At 59.1% G+C, this 17,333-nt stretch carries 16 protein-coding genes; 10 read left to right on the top strand and 6 right to left on the bottom strand.

Annotated features, from left to right (window positions below):
- Positions 1–40 precede the first annotated feature (40 nt).
- Both MD273_RS10510 and bamE read left to right on the top strand, forming a co-directional pair.
- A complete protein-coding gene (locus tag MD273_RS10510) occupies positions 41–1,153 on the top strand; it encodes an NADH:flavin oxidoreductase (protein WP_239037746.1) in 1,113 nt (370 codons plus the stop codon).
- 141 nt (positions 1,154–1,294) lie between these two features.
- Positions 1,295–1,606 (top strand): outer membrane protein assembly factor BamE domain-containing protein, encoded by a 312-nt coding sequence (gene bamE / locus MD273_RS10505; RefSeq protein ID WP_239037745.1) that lies wholly within the window; start codon positions 1,295–1,297, stop codon positions 1,604–1,606.
- 30 nt (positions 1,607–1,636) lie between these two features.
- Here the strand turns inward: bamE and pntB are convergent, their stop codons facing one another.
- The 3 genes from pntB to MD273_RS10490 form a co-directional block, all read right to left on the bottom strand.
- Complete coding sequence (gene pntB / locus MD273_RS10500) at positions 1,637–3,031, bottom strand: Re/Si-specific NAD(P)(+) transhydrogenase subunit beta (protein WP_239037744.1); 1,395 nt, start codon at positions 3,029–3,031, stop codon at positions 1,637–1,639.
- Between the two features lie 12 nt (positions 3,032–3,043).
- On the bottom strand, positions 3,044–4,621 hold the full coding sequence (locus MD273_RS10495) for a Re/Si-specific NAD(P)(+) transhydrogenase subunit alpha (RefSeq protein ID WP_239037743.1): 1,578 nt from the start codon (positions 4,619–4,621) through the stop codon (positions 3,044–3,046).
- A 103-nt stretch (positions 4,622–4,724) separates the two neighbouring features.
- The gene (locus MD273_RS10490) at positions 4,725–5,357 is read right to left on the bottom strand and encodes a TetR family transcriptional regulator (protein WP_239037742.1); all 633 of its coding nucleotides are present in this window, start codon (positions 5,355–5,357) and stop codon (positions 4,725–4,727) included.
- Between the two features lie 463 nt (positions 5,358–5,820).
- Between MD273_RS10490 and MD273_RS10485 the strand changes: the two genes are divergently transcribed.
- From MD273_RS10485 to MD273_RS10475, 3 genes are all read left to right on the top strand, one after another.
- A complete protein-coding gene (locus tag MD273_RS10485) occupies positions 5,821–7,404 on the top strand; it encodes a flavin-containing monooxygenase (protein WP_239037741.1) in 1,584 nt (527 codons plus the stop codon).
- A 154-nt stretch (positions 7,405–7,558) separates the two neighbouring features.
- Positions 7,559–9,583: a T6SS phospholipase effector Tle1-like catalytic domain-containing protein gene (locus MD273_RS10480; RefSeq protein ID WP_239037740.1), complete on the top strand. Its 2,025-nt coding sequence runs from the start codon at positions 7,559–7,561 to the stop codon at positions 9,581–9,583.
- A gap of 3 nt (positions 9,584–9,586) precedes the next feature.
- Positions 9,587–10,186, top strand: a complete 600-nt coding sequence (locus tag MD273_RS10475; protein ID WP_239037739.1) for a DUF2931 family protein — start codon at positions 9,587–9,589, stop codon at positions 10,184–10,186.
- 22 nt (positions 10,187–10,208) lie between these two features.
- On the opposite strand, the gene MD273_RS10470 is transcribed toward MD273_RS10475, so the two are convergent.
- Both MD273_RS10470 and MD273_RS10465 read right to left on the bottom strand, forming a co-directional pair.
- Positions 10,209–11,231, bottom strand: a complete 1,023-nt coding sequence (locus tag MD273_RS10470) for a lipase secretion chaperone (RefSeq protein WP_239037738.1) — start codon at positions 11,229–11,231, stop codon at positions 10,209–10,211.
- A 60-nt stretch (positions 11,232–11,291) separates the two neighbouring features.
- Positions 11,292–12,257 carry a lipase family alpha/beta hydrolase gene (locus MD273_RS10465; protein ID WP_239037737.1) on the bottom strand — a complete coding sequence of 322 codons (966 nt, stop codon included), beginning with the start codon at positions 12,255–12,257 and terminating at the stop codon, positions 11,292–11,294.
- Positions 12,258–12,505: 248 nt separating this feature from the next.
- Here MD273_RS10465 and MD273_RS10460 point away from each other — a divergent pair, with 248 nt between their 5' ends.
- From MD273_RS10460 to MD273_RS10445, 4 genes are all read left to right on the top strand, one after another.
- Positions 12,506–13,291 carry a helix-turn-helix domain-containing protein gene (locus MD273_RS10460; RefSeq protein ID WP_239037736.1) on the top strand — a complete coding sequence of 262 codons (786 nt, stop codon included), beginning with the start codon at positions 12,506–12,508 and terminating at the stop codon, positions 13,289–13,291.
- Between the two features lie 105 nt (positions 13,292–13,396).
- Positions 13,397–14,029 (top strand): MarC family protein, encoded by a 633-nt coding sequence (locus MD273_RS10455; RefSeq protein WP_239037735.1) that lies wholly within the window; start codon positions 13,397–13,399, stop codon positions 14,027–14,029.
- Between the two features lie 35 nt (positions 14,030–14,064).
- Positions 14,065–14,640: a gamma-glutamylcyclotransferase gene (locus MD273_RS10450; RefSeq protein ID WP_239037734.1), complete on the top strand. Its 576-nt coding sequence runs from the start codon at positions 14,065–14,067 to the stop codon at positions 14,638–14,640.
- Positions 14,641–14,792: 152 nt separating this feature from the next.
- Positions 14,793–15,218, top strand: a complete 426-nt coding sequence (locus MD273_RS10445; RefSeq protein WP_239037733.1) for a hypothetical protein — start codon at positions 14,793–14,795, stop codon at positions 15,216–15,218.
- Here the strand turns inward: MD273_RS10445 and MD273_RS10440 are convergent.
- On the bottom strand, positions 15,175–16,125 hold the full coding sequence (locus MD273_RS10440) for a DMT family transporter (RefSeq protein WP_239037732.1): 951 nt from the start codon (positions 16,123–16,125) through the stop codon (positions 15,175–15,177). The two genes, MD273_RS10445 and MD273_RS10440, sit on opposite strands and share 44 nt — an antisense overlap.
- Positions 16,126–16,353: 228 nt before the next feature.
- On the opposite strand from MD273_RS10440, the gene MD273_RS10435 reads away from it, so the two are divergent.
- Positions 16,354–17,319, top strand: coding sequence for a LysR family transcriptional regulator (locus tag MD273_RS10435; protein ID WP_239037731.1), 966 nt, complete (start codon positions 16,354–16,356; stop codon positions 17,317–17,319).
- The last annotated feature ends 14 nt before the right edge of the window (positions 17,320–17,333 follow it).

Genomic DNA, 17,333 nt, shown 5'->3' with positions numbered 1-17,333 from the left:
GTTGCTTTACGAAACCAAATTAATGAGGTTGCACATTACCATGAGCATGAACCTGGGTCCTATGTTTGAACCGTTTGAAATTCACAACCTCAAGCTGCGCAACCGCGTAGCCATGGCGCCGATGACCCGCAATTTCTCGCCCAATGGCATCCCGGGAGAGGATGTGGTGGCATACTACCGCCGCCGCGCCGAGGCAGGCGTTGGCCTGATCATTACCGAGGGCACCACGGTTAACCATCCGGCAGCCAATGGTTACCCCAACGTGCCGGCGTTCCATGGCGAGGAAGCGCTGGCCGGCTGGAAGCAGGTGGTCGATGCTGTGCACGAAGCGGGCGGTGCGATCTTCCCGCAGCTGTGGCACGTGGGCGCCGTGCGAAAGGAGGGTACCGACCCGGATCCTTCCGTGCCGGGTTACAGCCCCTCTGGTCTGTTCGCGCCGGGCAAACCCAACGGCAAGGCCATGAGCAAGGAAGACATCCAGGACGTTATCCGGGCTTTCGGTGATGCCGCCCAGGATGCCCGGGCGCTCGGCTTTGACGGCGTCGAGATCCACGGTGCCCATGGTTATCTTCTGGATCAGTTCCTGTGGGAAGGCACCAACCAGCGGGATGATGAGTACGGTGGCAGTCTTGAGAATCGACTGCGGTTCGTCGTGGAGATTGTTGAAGAGGTCCGCCACCGGGTCGGCCCCGATTTCCCGATCATGCTGCGCTTCTCCCAATGGAAGCAGCAGGACTACGAGGCGAAACTGGTCAACAGTCCGGAAGAACTGGAGCGTTTCCTGAAGCCACTGGTCGAGGCCGGTGTGGATATCTTCCACGCCTCCACCCGCCGGTTCTGGGAGCCCGAATTCGAGGGTTCCGATCTGAACCTGGCCGGCTGGACCCAGAAGCTCTCCGGCAAGCCCACCATGTCTGTTGGCAGTGTCGGCCTCACCGAGGACTTCATCAGCGGCACCTTCGCCAGCAAGAAAGAGGCGGTGGAAAAGGCCGGCATCGACGAGCTGGTCGAGCGCATGAACAACCACGAGTTTGAGCTCATCGCCGTCGGCCGGGCCCTGCTGCAGGACCCCGAGTGGCTGGTCAAGGTGAAGGAAGGTCGCCTCGAGGAGGTCGAGTCCTTCGCCAAGAAGTCGCTCGCCAAGCTTTACTGATCGACCCTTCGATCCCACTGTGCCGCAGTGCCGAAAGGCCTGCGGCTTTTTTGTGCCCCGGAATGTGTCAGGTTCGTAATCGCGTCCCTGTGCACAGCAGCTAGGATGAGGGAAATCCGTAAGAAAGCAGGGAGTGTCTCAATGACAGTTTTTCGCTCTATCAAGACCACGGCACTGACCATTCTGATCGCAACCCTGGTGGGCTGTGCCACCGTCGGCCACGATTTCCCGACCCATAGCATCGATCAGATCCGCATCGGCGAGACCACCCGGTCAGACATCCAGGAGATGTTCGGCGAGCCGTGGCGCACCGGGATTGAAGACGGCAAACGCACCTGGACCTATGGCAAGTACAAGTGGTCCGCCTTCGGTGATGCCGAAACCACCGACCTGGTCGTGCGGTTCAACGAGGATGGAACCGTGTCGTCCTACGTCTACAACACCACCGAATAAATCCCCAGGAGAACAGGCGCGGGGCTGCCTTCAGCCCCGCAAACCCGACACCAGCTTATCGATGCTGTCCTTGGCATCGCCGAACAGCATCCGGGCGTTGTCCTTGAAGAACAGCGGGTTTTCCACGCCGGAATAACCGGTGGCCATGCCGCGCTTGAGGATAACGACCTGTGCGGCCTTCCAGACCTCCAGCACCGGCATGCCGGCAATGGGGCTGCCAGGGTCTTCAGCCGCCGCCGGGTTTACCGTGTCGTTGGCGCCAATGACCAGCACCACGTCAGTATCCGGGAAGTCATCGTTGATCTCGTCCATTTCCAGCACGATGTCGTAGGGGACATGGGCTTCTGCCAGGAGTACGTTCATATGTCCTGGCAGCCGGCCCGCCACCGGATGGATGCCAAACCGCACATTGACGCCACGGTCCCGCAGGATCTTGGTCATTTCGCTGACACCATTCTGGGCCTGGGCTACCGCCATGCCATAACCCGGAACGATGATCACCGATTGGGCGTTGCGCAGTTCTTCACAGACTTCATCGACGCTGGATTCATGCACGGTCTGGTCGGCATCGGCTGCCGCCGAGCTGCTGCTGGTCTGGCCGAAGCCGCCCAGGATCACACTGATGAACGAGCGGTTCATGGCCTTGCACATGATGTAGCTCAGAATGGCACCACTGCTGCCCACCAGGGCCCCGGTGACAATCAGCAGGTCATTGCCCAGCATGAACCCGATGGAGGCCGCGGCCCAACCGGAATAGCTGTTGAGCATGGAGACCACCACGGGCATGTCGGCGCCGCCGATGGCCATGATCAGGTGAATGCCCAGGACCGAGGCGATGGCGGTCATTACTACGAGCGCCACGATGCCGAGGGCCATGCTGTCGGTACTCAGGAACCAGGCCCCGAGGAAGACGCACACAATGATAGCCGCCAGATTCATCAGGTGCCGGCCGGGCAGGGTCAGGGCCTTGCTGTCGATCCGACCATCCAGCTTGCCGCAGGCCACCAGCGAGCCGGTGAAGGTGACCGCGCCGATAAAGATACCGACAAAGACCTCCACCAGTTTGATGGTGTGCTCGGCGCCGGAGGTGGCAATCAAGGGCTCGATGTAGCCGGAAAAGCCGACAAACACGGCCGCTGCGCCTACGAAGCTATGCAGCAGAGCCACCAGTTGCGGCATCTGGGTCATTTCCACCTTGTTGGCGATGGCAATGCCAATCCCGGCACCGAGCAGCACGGCAATCAAGATGGCGGTGATGCCGCCATCACCCACGCTGGCCAGGGTCGCCCCGACCGCGATGATAATACCGGCGACCCCGTAGAGATTGCCGCGTCGTGCCGATTCCTGGTGGCTGAGGCCACCAAGGCTGAGGATAAACAAGATACTTGCGACCACGTAGGCCACGCTCACCAGTCCTGTGCTCATATCGGGCGCCTCTTACTTGCGGAACATTTTGAGCATGCGATGGGTGACCCGGAAGCCGCCCCCCACGTTGATGCTGGCGATCAGCACCGCGACAAACGCCATGATCCCGACGGCAATGTTCTCCGCCTGGGCCAGATGCAGCATGGCACCGATCACGATGATGCCGCTGATAGCGTTGGTTACGCTCATAAGAGGCGTATGCAGGGAAGGCGTTACGTTCCAGATGACCTGCCAACCGATGAAGCAGGACAGAACAAACACGGTGAAGTGTTGCAGGAAGCTTTCTGGCGCGTGGGCGCCAACGCCGTAGAGTGCCAGGGCGGTCACTACCAGGAGAACACCTTTGCCAATCAGGCCACGGCGATCGGCGTCTTTCTTTGCCGCGGCCTTGTCAGCGGCTGACGGTTCCTCGGTGCCCGGAGCGGGCTTGGGACTGACCGGTGATTTCGGTTGAGGAGGTGGCCAGGTAACGTCTTCCTCGTGCACCACCGTCAGGCCCCGGATAACCTCGTCTTCCATGTTCACCAGCGGCTTACCGTCCTTTTCCGGTGTCAGTTCGGTAAGCAGGTGCACCAGGTTGGTGGCGTAGAGTTCGCTGGCGACCTTGGCCATCCGGCTGGGCAGATCGGTGTAGCCGATCAGGGTCACGCCATGATGATGCGCTACCTTGCCCGGCTCGGTCAGCTCACAGTTGCCGCCCCGCTCGGACGCCAGATCCACGATCACACTGCCGGGCTTCATGGATCTCACCATATCGGCGGTGATCAGTTTCGGCGCCGGCTTGCCGGGAATCAGGGCGGTGGTAATGATGATGTCCACCTCTTCCGCCTGCTCGGCAAATAACGCCATCTCCGCCTTGATGAACTCGTCGCTCATCTGCTTGGCGTAGCCGCCGCTGCCGCTGCCATCCTCGTCTTCGAAGTCCAGCACCAGGAACTGGGCGCCCATGCTCTCGACCTGTTCCTTCACCTCCAGCCGGGTATCAAAGGCGCGGACGATGGCGCCCATGCTGTTGGCAGCACCAATGGCCGCCAGGCCGGCAACGCCGGCGCCGATCACCATGATCTTCGCCGGGGGTACCTTACCGGCGGCCGTCACCTGACCGGTGAAGAAACGCCCGAAGTGATTGGCGGCCTCAATCACCGCCCGATAGCCGGCAATGTTGGCCATGGCGCTTAGCGCGTCCATCTTCTGGGCGCGGCTGATTCGGGGCAGGCTGTCGATGGCGAAGGAGGTGATCTTTCTGGCCGCAAGCTTCTCCAGCAGTTCCGGGTTTTGCGCCGGCCAGATGTAGCTGACCAGAAACGCGCCCTCTTTCATGAGATCCGCTTCGTGTTTGCCCAGCGCCGGATTCTCCATCGGCGCCCGGACTTTCAGGATAAAGTCGGCCTCTTTCCAGAGGGAGCCGGTGTCCGCTGCGATGGCTGCGCCCACTTTTTCATAGGCGGCATCGGAGTAGTTCGCAGCCTCGCCGGCACCGCCTTCGACGATGACGTCGTAACCAAGTCCAATCAGTTTGTGCACAGAGGGTGGCGTAGCGGCCACCCGTCGCTCGTCCTCGAAAATCTCCCTGGGGATACCGATTTTCATTATTGGTGTACCTCCGGTTTTCCCGATCAATCAGATGTCTGGATAACTACATACTAGTGCAGGTTGCCAGATCCGCTCGTAAATCGGAGGTTTCGAGAGCGTATCAGGTGTGTGCCAGAGCCAGGCGCTCGACCTCCGTCTGGGACAGATGGTCCAGCATTGCGCCCCGGAACTGACGGTTGATGAAGTGCTCGGTTTCGCTCTGGATGGTTTCCCGCTGCGCCGGTTTCTCGATGTAATCCATGGCCCGGAAAAGAATGTAGCGGATGGTCATGCGGGAGATCTCATGAATGGTTTGCGGCGGCACGGCACTGACCAATTGCCGCTCGATAATATCCTCTGCCATTTCCCGGGCGCTGGCCTCCAGTTGAGATTCCAGGGCCCGTCGCAGCAGCGGCGAGGGACCGTGAAGTTCCCGGACGGCCACGGTGGTGGCTGATGGGTTGGCCAGGAAATAGCGATACACGAACGTAACGGTGTCATGGGAAGCCTGTTCAGACGAATCCGCCATTTGCCGAAGTTGCCGGACTCCGGCCTTCATGTCTTCGGCGATGTAACCCAGCACCTGCAATCCGAACTCGTCCAGATTTTTGAAGTGCCGATAAAAGGTATTCGGGTTCAGCCCCGCCTCGCGGGCCAGTTCCCGCAGTCCCAATGACGTCAGGCTCCGGGTTTCGGTAATAAGCCGGAGTGCGGCCTGGATCAGTTTCAGTTTTCCGCCTGTTATAGCGTTCATCTATTCCTCTGATTTGGGAGTAGGGTCGGGTGGTGGCTCTTCTTCCCAGACACGCTACAAGCACGTCCCTGTGCGCTTGTTTCAGGCCATCCATGGCCTTCAACAGTCTGGGAAGAAGAGCCACCACCCGACCCCCGAGTCTGGAAGACGGCATTCTCCCAGAGTCTGCAGGTTGGTTTGGGCAGGGCTTTCCAAAACTGTGCGGAGCCATGGATGGCGGAGCTCAAGCGTCACAGGGACGTGCCGAAGGAGCGTGTTTTGGAAAGCCCTGCCCAAATCAACCTCACGCCCTTAGTCAGAGGTGATAGAGGACAAGAACCTGTCAACCGAGGCCATTTGACTGTAAATCGGACCAACAAAGTATACGACTGTCTACTTGCTCCTGTATACATGTGTCTACCGACCATGATGACCACTGGAACAAAAGCAGACAAGGCCATACAGGCCAGCGAGGAGAGCAGCAATGACAAGAAACACACAGATCGCCATCATCGGCACCGGATTCTCCGGTCTCGGCATGGGCATCAAACTCAAGGAAGCCGGCTTCCACGATTTCGTCATACTCGAACAAAGCGATGACATCGGCGGCACCTGGCACGAGAACCATTACCCGGGCTGCGCCTGTGATGTCCAGTCCGCGTTGTACTCCTTCTCCTTTGAACAGAACCCCGACTGGAGCCGCATGTTCGCCACCCAGCCGGAGATCAAGGCCTACCTCAAACGCTGCGCTGACAAATACGATCTGATGGACCACATACGGCTGAATACCCACGTGGCAGGCGCCCACTGGAATGAAAAGAGCGGCAGCTGGACCATCGAGACCTGCGACAGCCCCAAACTCTGGGCCTACATGCAGGAAAAGGGTCTGAAACCCGGGGATAAACTGGATAGGAACGACAAGGATCTGCCCTGGTTCAGCAAACTGAATGCCGACATCCTGGTTTCCGGAATGGGTGGCCTCAGTACTCCGTCCTACCCGGACATCAGGGGCATCGAAACCTTCACTGGTACCAGCTTCCACTCCCAGGACTGGGACCACAACTATGATCTGCGGGGCAAACGCGTGGCCGTCATCGGTACGGGAGCTTCCGCGATCCAGTTTGTGCCGGAAGTCGCCAAAGACGCCGCGAAACTGGATCTGTATCAGCGTACACCGCCCTGGATCATGCCCAAGCCTGATCGGGAAATCCGCCCGCTTGAGAAAGCGGTGTTCCGGAAGTTTCCGCAAACCCTCAACGCCCTCCGGCAAAGCATCTACTGGATGCTGGAAGGCCGGGTGCTGGGATTTGTCGGTAATCCCCGGATCCTGAAAATCGGGGAATTGCAGGCACGCCGGCACATCCGGAGTCAGATCAAAGATAAGGAATTGCGCAGGAAAGTTACCCCGGATTTTCATTTCGGCTGCAAGCGGGTATTGATCTCCAACAACTATTACCCGGCGCTGGATCAGGACCATGTAAACGTACTGACCGATGGCATCCGGGAAGTGAAAGGCAACGTGATCGTGGATAACGCCGGTACCGAGCGTTCCGTGGATTGCATCATATTCGGCACTGGCTTCAAGGCTCAGGAGCCGATCCCGCGCGGAATGATTTTCGGTCGTGGCGGACAGGACCTTCTCGAAGCCTGGCGGGAGGGCGCGGAAGCCTACAAGGGCACCACCGTGGCCGGATTTCCGAATTTCTTCATGCTCATGGGACCTAATACCGGCCTGGGCCACAGCTCCATGGTGTATATGATCGAATCCCAGGTGCAGTACGTGCTGGATGCCATCGGGAAGATGCAGCACCGGGGCTGGAAGAGTGTGGAGGTGAAGGAGGAGGCCTTCAGCCAATACAACGCCTCGATTCACGCCAAACTCGGCGATTCGGTCTGGCAGACCGGTTGCAAGAGCTGGTATGTGAACGAGAACGGCAAGAACACCACCCTCTGGCCGGGCTTCACCTGGCAGTTCCGGCAGCAGACCAGGCGATTTGATGCTGAGCAGTATGTTTGCGAGGCAGAGCCAGGAATGCAGGCGCACGGCGAGCCGGCGATGGCTGGGTAGTGGCCCTTTCCGGATAGGCCAGAACTGAGAGCCCGTCCCTTGTGTCGTTTTCGCAAATTGAGTAATTTCGTCTGTCCCGGCGAGCCACGGATTCGGCTCGCCATCGACTGGTGCCCGGTCAGGAGCCGGGCACTCCGGATCAACAGGGAATGTTATGCAGATCAAACCCTTCTATCGCCTTCGCCCGGCGGACTTGCCGTTGGTGGAGAACCCGTTGCTGGCGTCGCACACCCTTCGCCGGACACTCGCCGACCCGTTTGCGAGGCGGTCCTCGCTGGTACTCGATGATATTCCCGGCATCCTGCCCGGTACCCCGCGCGAATCTGTTCACCAATACCTGCTGGCCAGAGTTGCGTCAGGCGAGTTGTGCCTTGTCTATAGAGGAATCGGGAGCGACCGCCCGCAGAACCCAGTGGTAGCCTGGCAACCAGATCATGTTCCGGGAGATTCCGGCTCCTGGCTTTGCCGGGACGGAGGCCTGATGATTCCGGGCCTTGCAGGCTCGGTAGCCGACCTGAACCGGAAGGGTCAGAGGCCCGCCGACCTTGGTTATGCCACCGGAATCGGATTCGGGACTAACGGGAACAATACCCAGGCATTCGGGGATGGGGCCGGAAGCCCGAAGGAGCGCGATCCCGAGCATCGGCTTTCCCTCCCCCTCGGTGCCTCAGCCAGTATCCTGCCTCTGGCAACGGCAGAGGACGATCCCCGGTCACGGAGCAGCGCGGAAGGCGTGCATGTCGTAGCAGGGCTGTTCATGGATGGCACGCTAAACAACGTCGACAATATCGAGATCTTCCGCGAGCAGCTTCTCGCAGAGTGTATTGAGCCCCTCAAAAAAGACCCTTCCCGCCTCGAAGAGTGCCGAACCCGGCTGGCTATGCGGTTGGGGGAGAGTTATGCCAATGGGCCTACGAATGTGGTGAAGCTTTTTGACTTGTATGAGGAGGAAGGTTTCAGGGATGGCGCCCAGCGAAACGTGACAGTAAAAGCATACGAGCCAGGCGCTGGCACGAAAAGTGGTGAAGAGGATTCATTGATTGGTGCAGCAACGGGCCTGGGTGAGACTGGAGTGGTTGAACAGGTCAAGAGGTTGTTCAGCGAAGCGGCGCGGAGAATATTGGATGCCACCGAGGGAGCAAACATAAGAACCCTGACAGTCGATTTATTTGGATTCAGTCGAGGTGCGGCGGCAGCCCGCCACGCGACAAATGAAATCTTGAAGGGACAAGAGGGGGATTTGGGGTCAGCTCTTTTCAATGAGGGGATTGGCTGGCCTAACGAAATCAACATTCGCTTCTTGGGGCTTTTTGACACGGTTGCGGGCATCGTCAATTTCTCGAGCTTTGATTTATCTGCTGGTAACGAACGAAATAGCCCTATTGAGCTTTATTTGGATCCAGACAGGATCAGTCGCGTCGTGCACTTGGTGGCATCAGACGAAAAGAGAGCAAACTTCTCGTTAAACAGCATCAAAGGAGAAGATGGCCGGCTTCCTGAAAATTTTGTCGAGATTGCTATGCCTGGCGCGCACTCGGATATAGGAGGAGGGTATCCGGACCTCCAAACTGAGGATTTACTGCTTTACCCGACGCTGAATTTGAGGGGACGTAAAACCCTGTGGCCTCAAAAAACCATGGAGTGGGATAACCTTAGGAGTTTAAAGAGCAGAGTAGAGGGTGAGGGTTGGATAGGGCAGCACAGTCTGCCGCTGCCAGGTGGTAACGAGCCTTCTATCCGGATCAAAGAGAGACGATACGAACATCCTCTCCCTGATGGCCAAGTTGCAATGTCCCTGAAGATGACTAGGCAGGTCCGAGGCGAGTATTCGAGGATAGGGCTGTATTTAATGCATGAATTGGCAAGCGAAAAAGGCGTCCCATTGGATCAGTTAGATAAAAACGATCCAGCAATGAGGATCCCAGACGAATTGCTACCAATAGCCGAAAAGTTCTCACAACAGATTGGTGCTGAAGATTTAGAGTTATCGCTTAATCCCGAAGCATTCGACTGGCTTAGACAGAGATATATTCACCATTCTGATCATTACAACCCAATAGAGTGGTTGATGGCTGGCGAGATAGCTGGCCTGGAAATTCCGGCTCAGGAGTTTATACATCCGTTGCGACCCGCTTCATCTGGTCAGCGAAAGGTTCATCCCAACACAATTTCTGGATAAATCATGAGGATTAAAAAGGTACTCATAATTATCATATCGTTAACGCTGTCGTCGTGCGCGAGTACGACGAGAGAGAACGAAAATATTACTTGGCGATTTCAGCTTGCTACGCCAAAGCACTACGACATTTGGGTCGAGCATCTGGAGTTTGAGTTGTCCGGTGTCAGGCATTGGTGGCATCCAGCAGGCTCAATGGGTTGCTGTTGGAAGGGCCCGAATGGCCCTCGCGGAGTTTCGGGCAGGATGGAGCCTTTCCCGAATTTCGTAGCCATCCAATGGTTTTCGTTTGCTGAACAGAGGTTTTATCAGAGGTTGATTGAAGTTCCTCCAGTATGGAAAGAAAGGATGCAGGCGCTAGCACCGATGGTGACGCAGGTTGATGTTCGTATGAAACCCAGAGACACCCTCACTTTTGGCCTAGCCCCTGGAGGCGAAATTGTTGTCTGGATGATGAACCAGCCCGGTAACGAGATTGAGCTTGCACGATTACAAGCCAATGAGATCGAAGGTAACCCCTCGCATTATCAAAACCGAACCCGAGAATACCTGGAAGAAAATGGCGAATACCTTGAAGAGCATGGGATACCCCTGACCGGCTGGTAACCCGGTGAGGAACGTTCCCTATTTAGAGCCCATCCGCCTCCAAAGCCCGAACCCTTAACTGCTCCCTTCCGGTAAACAGGCGCTCCCGCAGCGCCTCTATCGCTTGGGCGCGATCGGCCGGGCTTAACCCCGCCTCCGTGAACCGCGCCTTTGCCTGTGCGTATTGGCTGAGTCGTGCCTGCCACTGCCGTTGTTGTTCGTCGAGCTCGGCCAGGTTGGCGGCCGCAACGTCGCCGAGGGACGCGGCTCTCAACTGGTAGAGTTCGTCGGCGCTCGCGCCCTCGGCTTTCAGTGCCTCGGCGCGGGTGTAAACCTCTCCGTTCACAGTCGCCCGTTTTCGTGCCTGACGCTGCGCTTCCGATAATTGCTGTTCAAGCGACATGAGCTGGCGGCGTTTCTCGTCGGCACTGAGCGAACCGTTTCGTTCGATCTCAAGGCGGGCCAGTGTGTAGTTGTCGAGCTGTTGGTCGTCTTCGAAGAACGCCGTGTATTCCTCCTGTGAAAAGTGGCTCAGCCTCAGAGCTTCCAGGGCCTGTTCCCGTTGCCTCAGCGCTTCGAGATCAAAACCGTCGGATGTCACGCCAGGGGCTAATTGCTGGTCAAGTTCGTCCAGGGCGAGGCGATAGTCCACGTAGCGTTGGAGCAATGAGATGGATTGTCCCAGTGCCGGTTCAGTGAAGCGTTGGCTCAGGGCCTCACGGATACGTCTCAGGGCCTGGGGCAGGGGCTCCTGGTCGAGATTGGCGAGGTAGAAGTCGAAAAGCGTACGCAGCTGTTTTGTGGGCACCAGGTTGTCCCGGTCGTCGGTACGAAGGTCCCCATCCGGCTCAAGACCGGCCAGCTCGCTGGGGAGTGGCGGAAGTGACCCGCTCGTTTGGGTCGTGATTTCCGGGCGGGTGGCCTGGGGTGATTGGGCCGGTGCCTGAAACTCCGGGTGTCGGGTTGCTTTCACGGCCGGGCCGCCGGACTCCGCCGGAAACAGCCAGAGCCCTGACGACACCGTCAGGACCGCAGCACCCGCGGCCACTGTTATCCGTCTGTTCATGGTCGGTATCCTGGAACGAATCCACCGGCCGGTGCTCCCGCACCGGCCGGCCTCAGTCTCTTACAGTCCGGCGTTCTTCAGTCGTCGGGCGTGGTTGCGGAACAGGGTCTTTGGCGAGGTTTCAAACAGGGAAACCAGGCCAAGCACATGATTGTTTACGTCCAGGTGGTTCATGAAGTAGTCATCCCGGATAACCTGGCCAAAATGGCTGGAGCAACGGCCGGTCACGCCGTCATCGGCACCCGGAATGGCCAGGCTGGTGATGCCGAACAGCGCATCCGACACATCCACACCCGTGGTAACAGTGGCCGTGCCGCTCCAGGAGTAAAGCCGGATCCGGTTACCATCCAGGGTGACTTCGGCGGGGCCCTGGCCACAGTCGGTTGATGGCAGGCCGGCAGGGAACATGGCATTGAATGCGGCGGCCCCCGGTTTGTTGAATTCGGCCAGCATCGAGTTGATGTCGGACGGATCCGCCGTGGCGTCGGAAAGCAGGTTCACCAGGTCACCGATGGCATTGGCCAGGGTTTCAAAGGCGACCCCCTGAAGGCTGTCGGCCGGTGCCACGCCGGTGACAATGTCAGCCAGAGGAGAGCCCTTGTGAGGGGTGTGCAGGGTGGTGACGGAGGCAACGAGGTCAGGACGGGCGTTCATCACATAGCGGGAGGTCATGCCGCCCTGGCTGTGGCCGATGAGGTTGAAGCGGGTGATCCGGCCATCGGAGGCGGCGCGGATGGCATCCAGTTGCTCAATCAGTCGCTCGCCCCGACGGGCAGAGCTGTCAAAGGCGTTGATTTCCGGAATGAACACCCGGGCTCCCTCGTCCTCAAGAGCTGCAGGGATGCGGTACCAGTAGTCGACACCGGCAATGGAGTCGAAGGCGAAGATGCCGGGAACCAGAACGATCGGGTGCCGGGTGGCAGCCTCATCGCCCGGGCCCCATAGCCAGTCAAAAAGGCCGGCCTGGGCCGGCAGGGCAGCGGATAATGTCAGGGCCGCAAACGCGCCCTTGATCCAAGTCTTCATGAGTCGGGTTTCCTTGTCTTTGTTATTGGAACGGTTTTGCTCGTAAAGCGTTGCCACCGTATGCCGGTAGCTGATCCGTTCGCTTGTAAGAACTGACGGGAAACGGCCCGGGTGGGAAAAAGTCGTGAACTGGTCACGAAACAGACAAAGGAAGTGGGTGTGTCGGCCGGGATTTGCATAGAATATGCAACTATCGAAAACAATAACAGCTGGCGGTCCGTTTCCGGTGCTGGCAGAGGCGCATCGCTTTGGCCAACAATCACCTATCGAATCTGTTATACCTGTGGCCGCGCCGTACCCTGTTCGTGGGGCGCGTCGCCGGGCCTATCCGGTTCAGCCAGGCGGCGGCCTCCCTGGTGGTTGGTCTGGAAGCGCCTCTGCAAGTTGCCTTGCCCGGCAGCGGGGAAGCCTGGCATCAGCACTCCCTCCTGTTGGCGCCGGGCACCCGTGTCGAGATTGATGCCGGGGGACAGCTCGTTGCGGCCTGTTACCTGGATGCGTTGGGCCAGGATTTTCGATTGCTGGCCGACGGTATGAACCGTTGGACACCGGGTATTCATGGCCACCTGCCCGGGGAACCGGAATTGCAGGACCTGTGCCGTCGACTGCACGCGCGGCCGCTCGAGCCTGAGGACGCCTACCTGGCACTGGAGCGGTGTATCAACCCTTCGGGGCAGGCCTATCCGCCGGCCGATCCAAGAGTGGAAGCCGTCGTGGCGCTGATCCGGGAACGGATCACGGAGAACCTTTCTGTTGAACAGCTCGCCGGTGCGGTGAATTTGTCGGTGTCTCGCCTGGTCGAACTGTTCCGGGAGCAGATCGGGGTTCCGATTCGTCGTTACCGGCAGTGGCACCGGCTTTTTGTAACGGTGACCGGTGTCGAGCGCGGCGAAACCCTGACCAATGCCGCGATTGCAGCCGGGTTTACCGACTCTGCCCACTTCTCTCACACGTTCCGTATGACCCTGGGCATGACGCCCTCTGATATCCTGGCCATGCTGTCCGGGCGTCTTTTCGTGGACCTCTCTGTCTGACGGTAACCCTGGTTGGCGGTATTGCGCGGGATATAGGTTCTGTTGCGTACGGAAGTCGTTGAAATCAGGCGCTATGCTATCGGTTTTTCTGGCCGGACTTCCCTGATGTTTGAGACGTTTTTCAGCACCTATCTGAACAGCACCATCCGCTTCCTGTTCCTGTTGGCGCCGTTCTTTGTGATTACCATGTTCCTGGCGCTGACCAGGGGGCTGCCGGCGGCGGAAAAATCCTCAATTATCCGCCGGGCCATTGTGTCCGCGTTTATTCTTGGTCTGGTCCTGTTCTTTGCCGGCCCCCTGCTGTTCGACGCCATTGGTATTACCCTGAACTCTTTCCGCATCGGTGCCGGCTGCCTGCTGTTCCTGACCGCGGTCAGCCTCGTCAGCAGCGGCACCCGTAACCACGCGACCGGATTGCCGGAGGAAGACCGGGACGATGTAGCTGTCGTTCCCCTGGCCATCCCGGTGATGATCGGGCCGGCCACCATCGGTGCCATCATGGTCTACGGCGCCGAACTCAAGGCGGTGCCACAGGTCGCGGGCGGCTTGCTCGGTCTGGTATCGGGGTTGCTGATCCTTGGGGTCCTGCTGCATCTGTCCGGCTATCTGGAAAAGGCGCTGGGTAAGACCGGCCTGAATATCATGTCGAAGATCAGCGGCCTGATTCTGTCTGCCATGGCGGCGGAGATTGTGTTGACCGGCATCGCCGGCTTTATCGCGAGCACCCAGGCAGCCTAGAATAGTGGGCTGTCGTCCAACTCCGGCTGTCATTCATGTCCGCTAACACCATCGAACACAACCGAAAGCGCTTCAACTTCGAGGGCATCGACGCCATCTGGCTGTTCGGCTATGGCTCTCTGATCTATAAGGTGGATTTTCCGTTCCTGGAGAAACGTCCCGGCTCGATCAGGGGCTGGGCCCGTCGGTTCTGGCAGGCCTCCCATGACCACCGGGGAACCCCGGAAGCGCCCGGACGCGTGGTCACCCTGATCGAACAACCGGGTGCCGTCTGCAAGGGTATGGCTTACCGGGTGTCTCCCCACGTGTTCGAGTATCTGGATGTACGCGAAAAGAATGGCTACCTCCGGTTCTCCACCACTATGACCTTTGACGATGGCAGTCACGCTGAAGGGCTGGTTTATATTGCCACCGAGGATAACGAGGCCTTCCTCGGCGAGGCCCCGGATGTGGAAATCGCGCTGCAGATTGCTCGCGCGGAGGGGCCGAGCGGCCCCAATTCCGAGTATCTGTTGCGGCTGGCGGAGTCGCTGCGGGAGCTGGGTGCCGATTGCCCCCACACGTTTGCCCTGGAGTCCCACCTCCGTTCTGTCGACAACACCGACAGTTAAGCGTCAGTTTTGCGCGTCTCAGTGTAAAGCTTGTGCAAAGCCCGCTCCCGGGCGCTGACATTCCTCTCCCGTTCGATAACCTGAAACCAGGTAGCCCGGATATATCTCCGGGTTGTTGTCTGTCCAGTCTTGAACAGGATGGGAGAACAGCTATGAAAAAACTATTGATCAGCAGTCTTGTGGTGATTGCCCTTGGCTTCGCCGGGACGGCTGCCGCGGATAATTACCGGGGCCATGGCCTTCCGCCAGGGATCCAGAAGCAGCTGGATCGGGGCAAGGCGTTACCGCCCGGGCACCAGAAGAATCTGATGCGGGCCCATTATCGCAGGGACCACCATGAGCGGCGTCACAAGCACCGGGATCGCCGTTACCGGGATCGTGACCATCGTCACTATCATCGGCATGACCGCCACGATTATCGGGACAGGCACCGCCATTACCGGGATCGCCACGATCACTACCGCTACCGGGATGGTTACCGCACAAACCTGCGGTATGACGATCACTTGCCGCCGGAGCACCGGGTTGCCCGGATCATTCGCGACACTCATGCGCTAATCGAGGAGTCCCGTCGCTGAAGCGGGGGTGTTGTTCTTCTCCGGTCGCTCGCCGGGTGTCGGGGTTGAAGCCCCGTGCCGGTGAGCGGCGCCGGTGCTGCAATCCGATCAGGATCAGCGGAACCACGATCATCAGGCTGCCGGCCAGGAACCACAGGTCGGGCACTTCCCCGAACCAGATCCAGCCAATGGCGACAGCCCAGATCAGGCCCGTGTATTCGGCGCTGGTGACCTGGTTGGCGTCCACCTGGCGGTAGGCGAGCAGGACGGTGATGTTGTAGCCGAGGATGAACAGGGCGGAACCCAGGGCGCTGATCAGGATACTGGCATCCCAGGCAGCCCCTTCCCACCAGGCCAGCGCGCCCGCCGCCGGCAGAATCAGCAGGTAGTTCAGGAACAGTTTGTGGACGGTGGATTGCCCTTTGGGCAGCTGTCGCACCATGACCGCGTTGATGGCCAGGGCAAAGGCGGATCCCAGGGCGGCGATCGCGGCCCAGTTGAATTCCACCGGTCGCAGGATGACGACGATGCCGGCGAAGCCGCTGAAGACGGCAAAGACGCTCAGCGGGGTAAGCTGTTCTCGAAATACGATGACCGACAGCACCATGACCAGGATCGGTGCGGCGTAGAAGACGGCGTTGGCGGTGGCCAGGGGCAGGTTGCCCAGGGCGACGACCATGCACAGGATGCCCGCCAGGTGGATATGGGCGCGCAGGGTGTGGATGCCAAGGCCTGCGAACAGGTGCTCGCGGTTCAGCTGGCCGAGCAGGGGCAGCAGGAAAACCAGGGTCAGGACACAGCGCAGGAAGGCAAACTGGAAGATGGGGGTGCCCGGTTCCAGCAGTTTGATGAACACGTCCGAGGCGATGGCCATGGCATTGCCGATGACCAGCAGGAGAATCGCGCTGTTTACGGTTTTGCCTGACACGGGTGACTCCTCTCCTTAATCTTCAAGTTTGGTGCCCGGGACAGGTCGGTATGCCCCTCCGAAAACCGCTGCGAGTACGTCCATGTACGCTTGCTCTGCGCCATCCTTGGCTCCGAGCATTTTCGGAGGGGCATACCGACCTGTCCCTCAAGCTTCGGTGGTGAGTCTAATATCATGCTAATATCGGATAAAATGATCTTTATTGTTGAGCCATTAGAAATTTAGATAATGAAGCTGCCACCCCTGAAAGCGCTCCCCGTCTTTGAAGCTGTCGCCCGCCTCAACAGCTTTTCCCTTGCCGCCGAAGAACTGGCGGTCAGCCAGAGTGCCGTGAGCCACCAGATCAAACAGCTGGAAACCTACCTCGGTGAACAGTTGTTCTGGCGGAGCGGGCGGACGCTGACACTCACCGATGAGGGCCGGCAGTATCTGGATGCGGTCAGTTCCGCGCTGTTGCAGATCGAGCGGGCCAGCGAGCAATTGCTGGGGCACGAGGAGTCCCGGATCCGGCTGTCGGTGTTCAGTTCGTTTGCGGTACGTTGGCTGGTGCCCCGGTTACCGGATTTACAGCGGCTGCACCCACAGATCGATCTGGCGCTGGAGATGAGCAGTGAAAACCCGCAGTTGTCCGACCGGGTGGCGGACTGTTTCATTACCGTGCACAAGAATTCCGCGGCCTACAGCTATGAGCTGCTGTATGTGGAGCAGTTGTTCCCGGTGTGCAGCCAGGATTACTGGCAGAAGATCCGGCGGGAGCTCGGGCGGGAGGGTGCCGATGCGGACAACGAGGCGCTGACACCGGATGAGGTGTCGCGGTTTCCGCTGTTGTCGACCCACAGTATTTTTGAGAAACCGGCCGGGGACTGGGAGGTGTGGTTCAGGGCGGTGGATCGGGAAATTCCGGCGGGGGCCCGCATCCAGCATTTCAGTCACATGCTGCTGGCACTGGAGGCGGCCCGGTTCCATCAGGGTATCGCGCTGACCAACGATTACATGCTCAGTACCCGCAAGGATTCAGAAGATTTTGTCCGGCTACCCTGTCATCCGGTGATGACGGGGGATGAGTTCTATTTTGCCTGGAAGACCAGCCGGCGGCGGGAGCGGGGTATCCAGATTCTGCGGCGCTGGCTACTGGACGAGGCGATTCGGGGTGGCTTGAGGAGTAGTGGGGAGAACAGCCCGGAGGGCGGCTGAAGGAATGTTAAGGA

The sequence above is a fragment of the Marinobacter sp. C7 genome (assembly GCF_022343555.1).
Classification (GTDB): domain Bacteria; phylum Pseudomonadota; class Gammaproteobacteria; order Pseudomonadales; family Oleiphilaceae; genus Marinobacter.
Note: the sequence above shows the minus strand (reverse complement) of the source record. Positions and strands in the feature narration are given on the sequence as shown.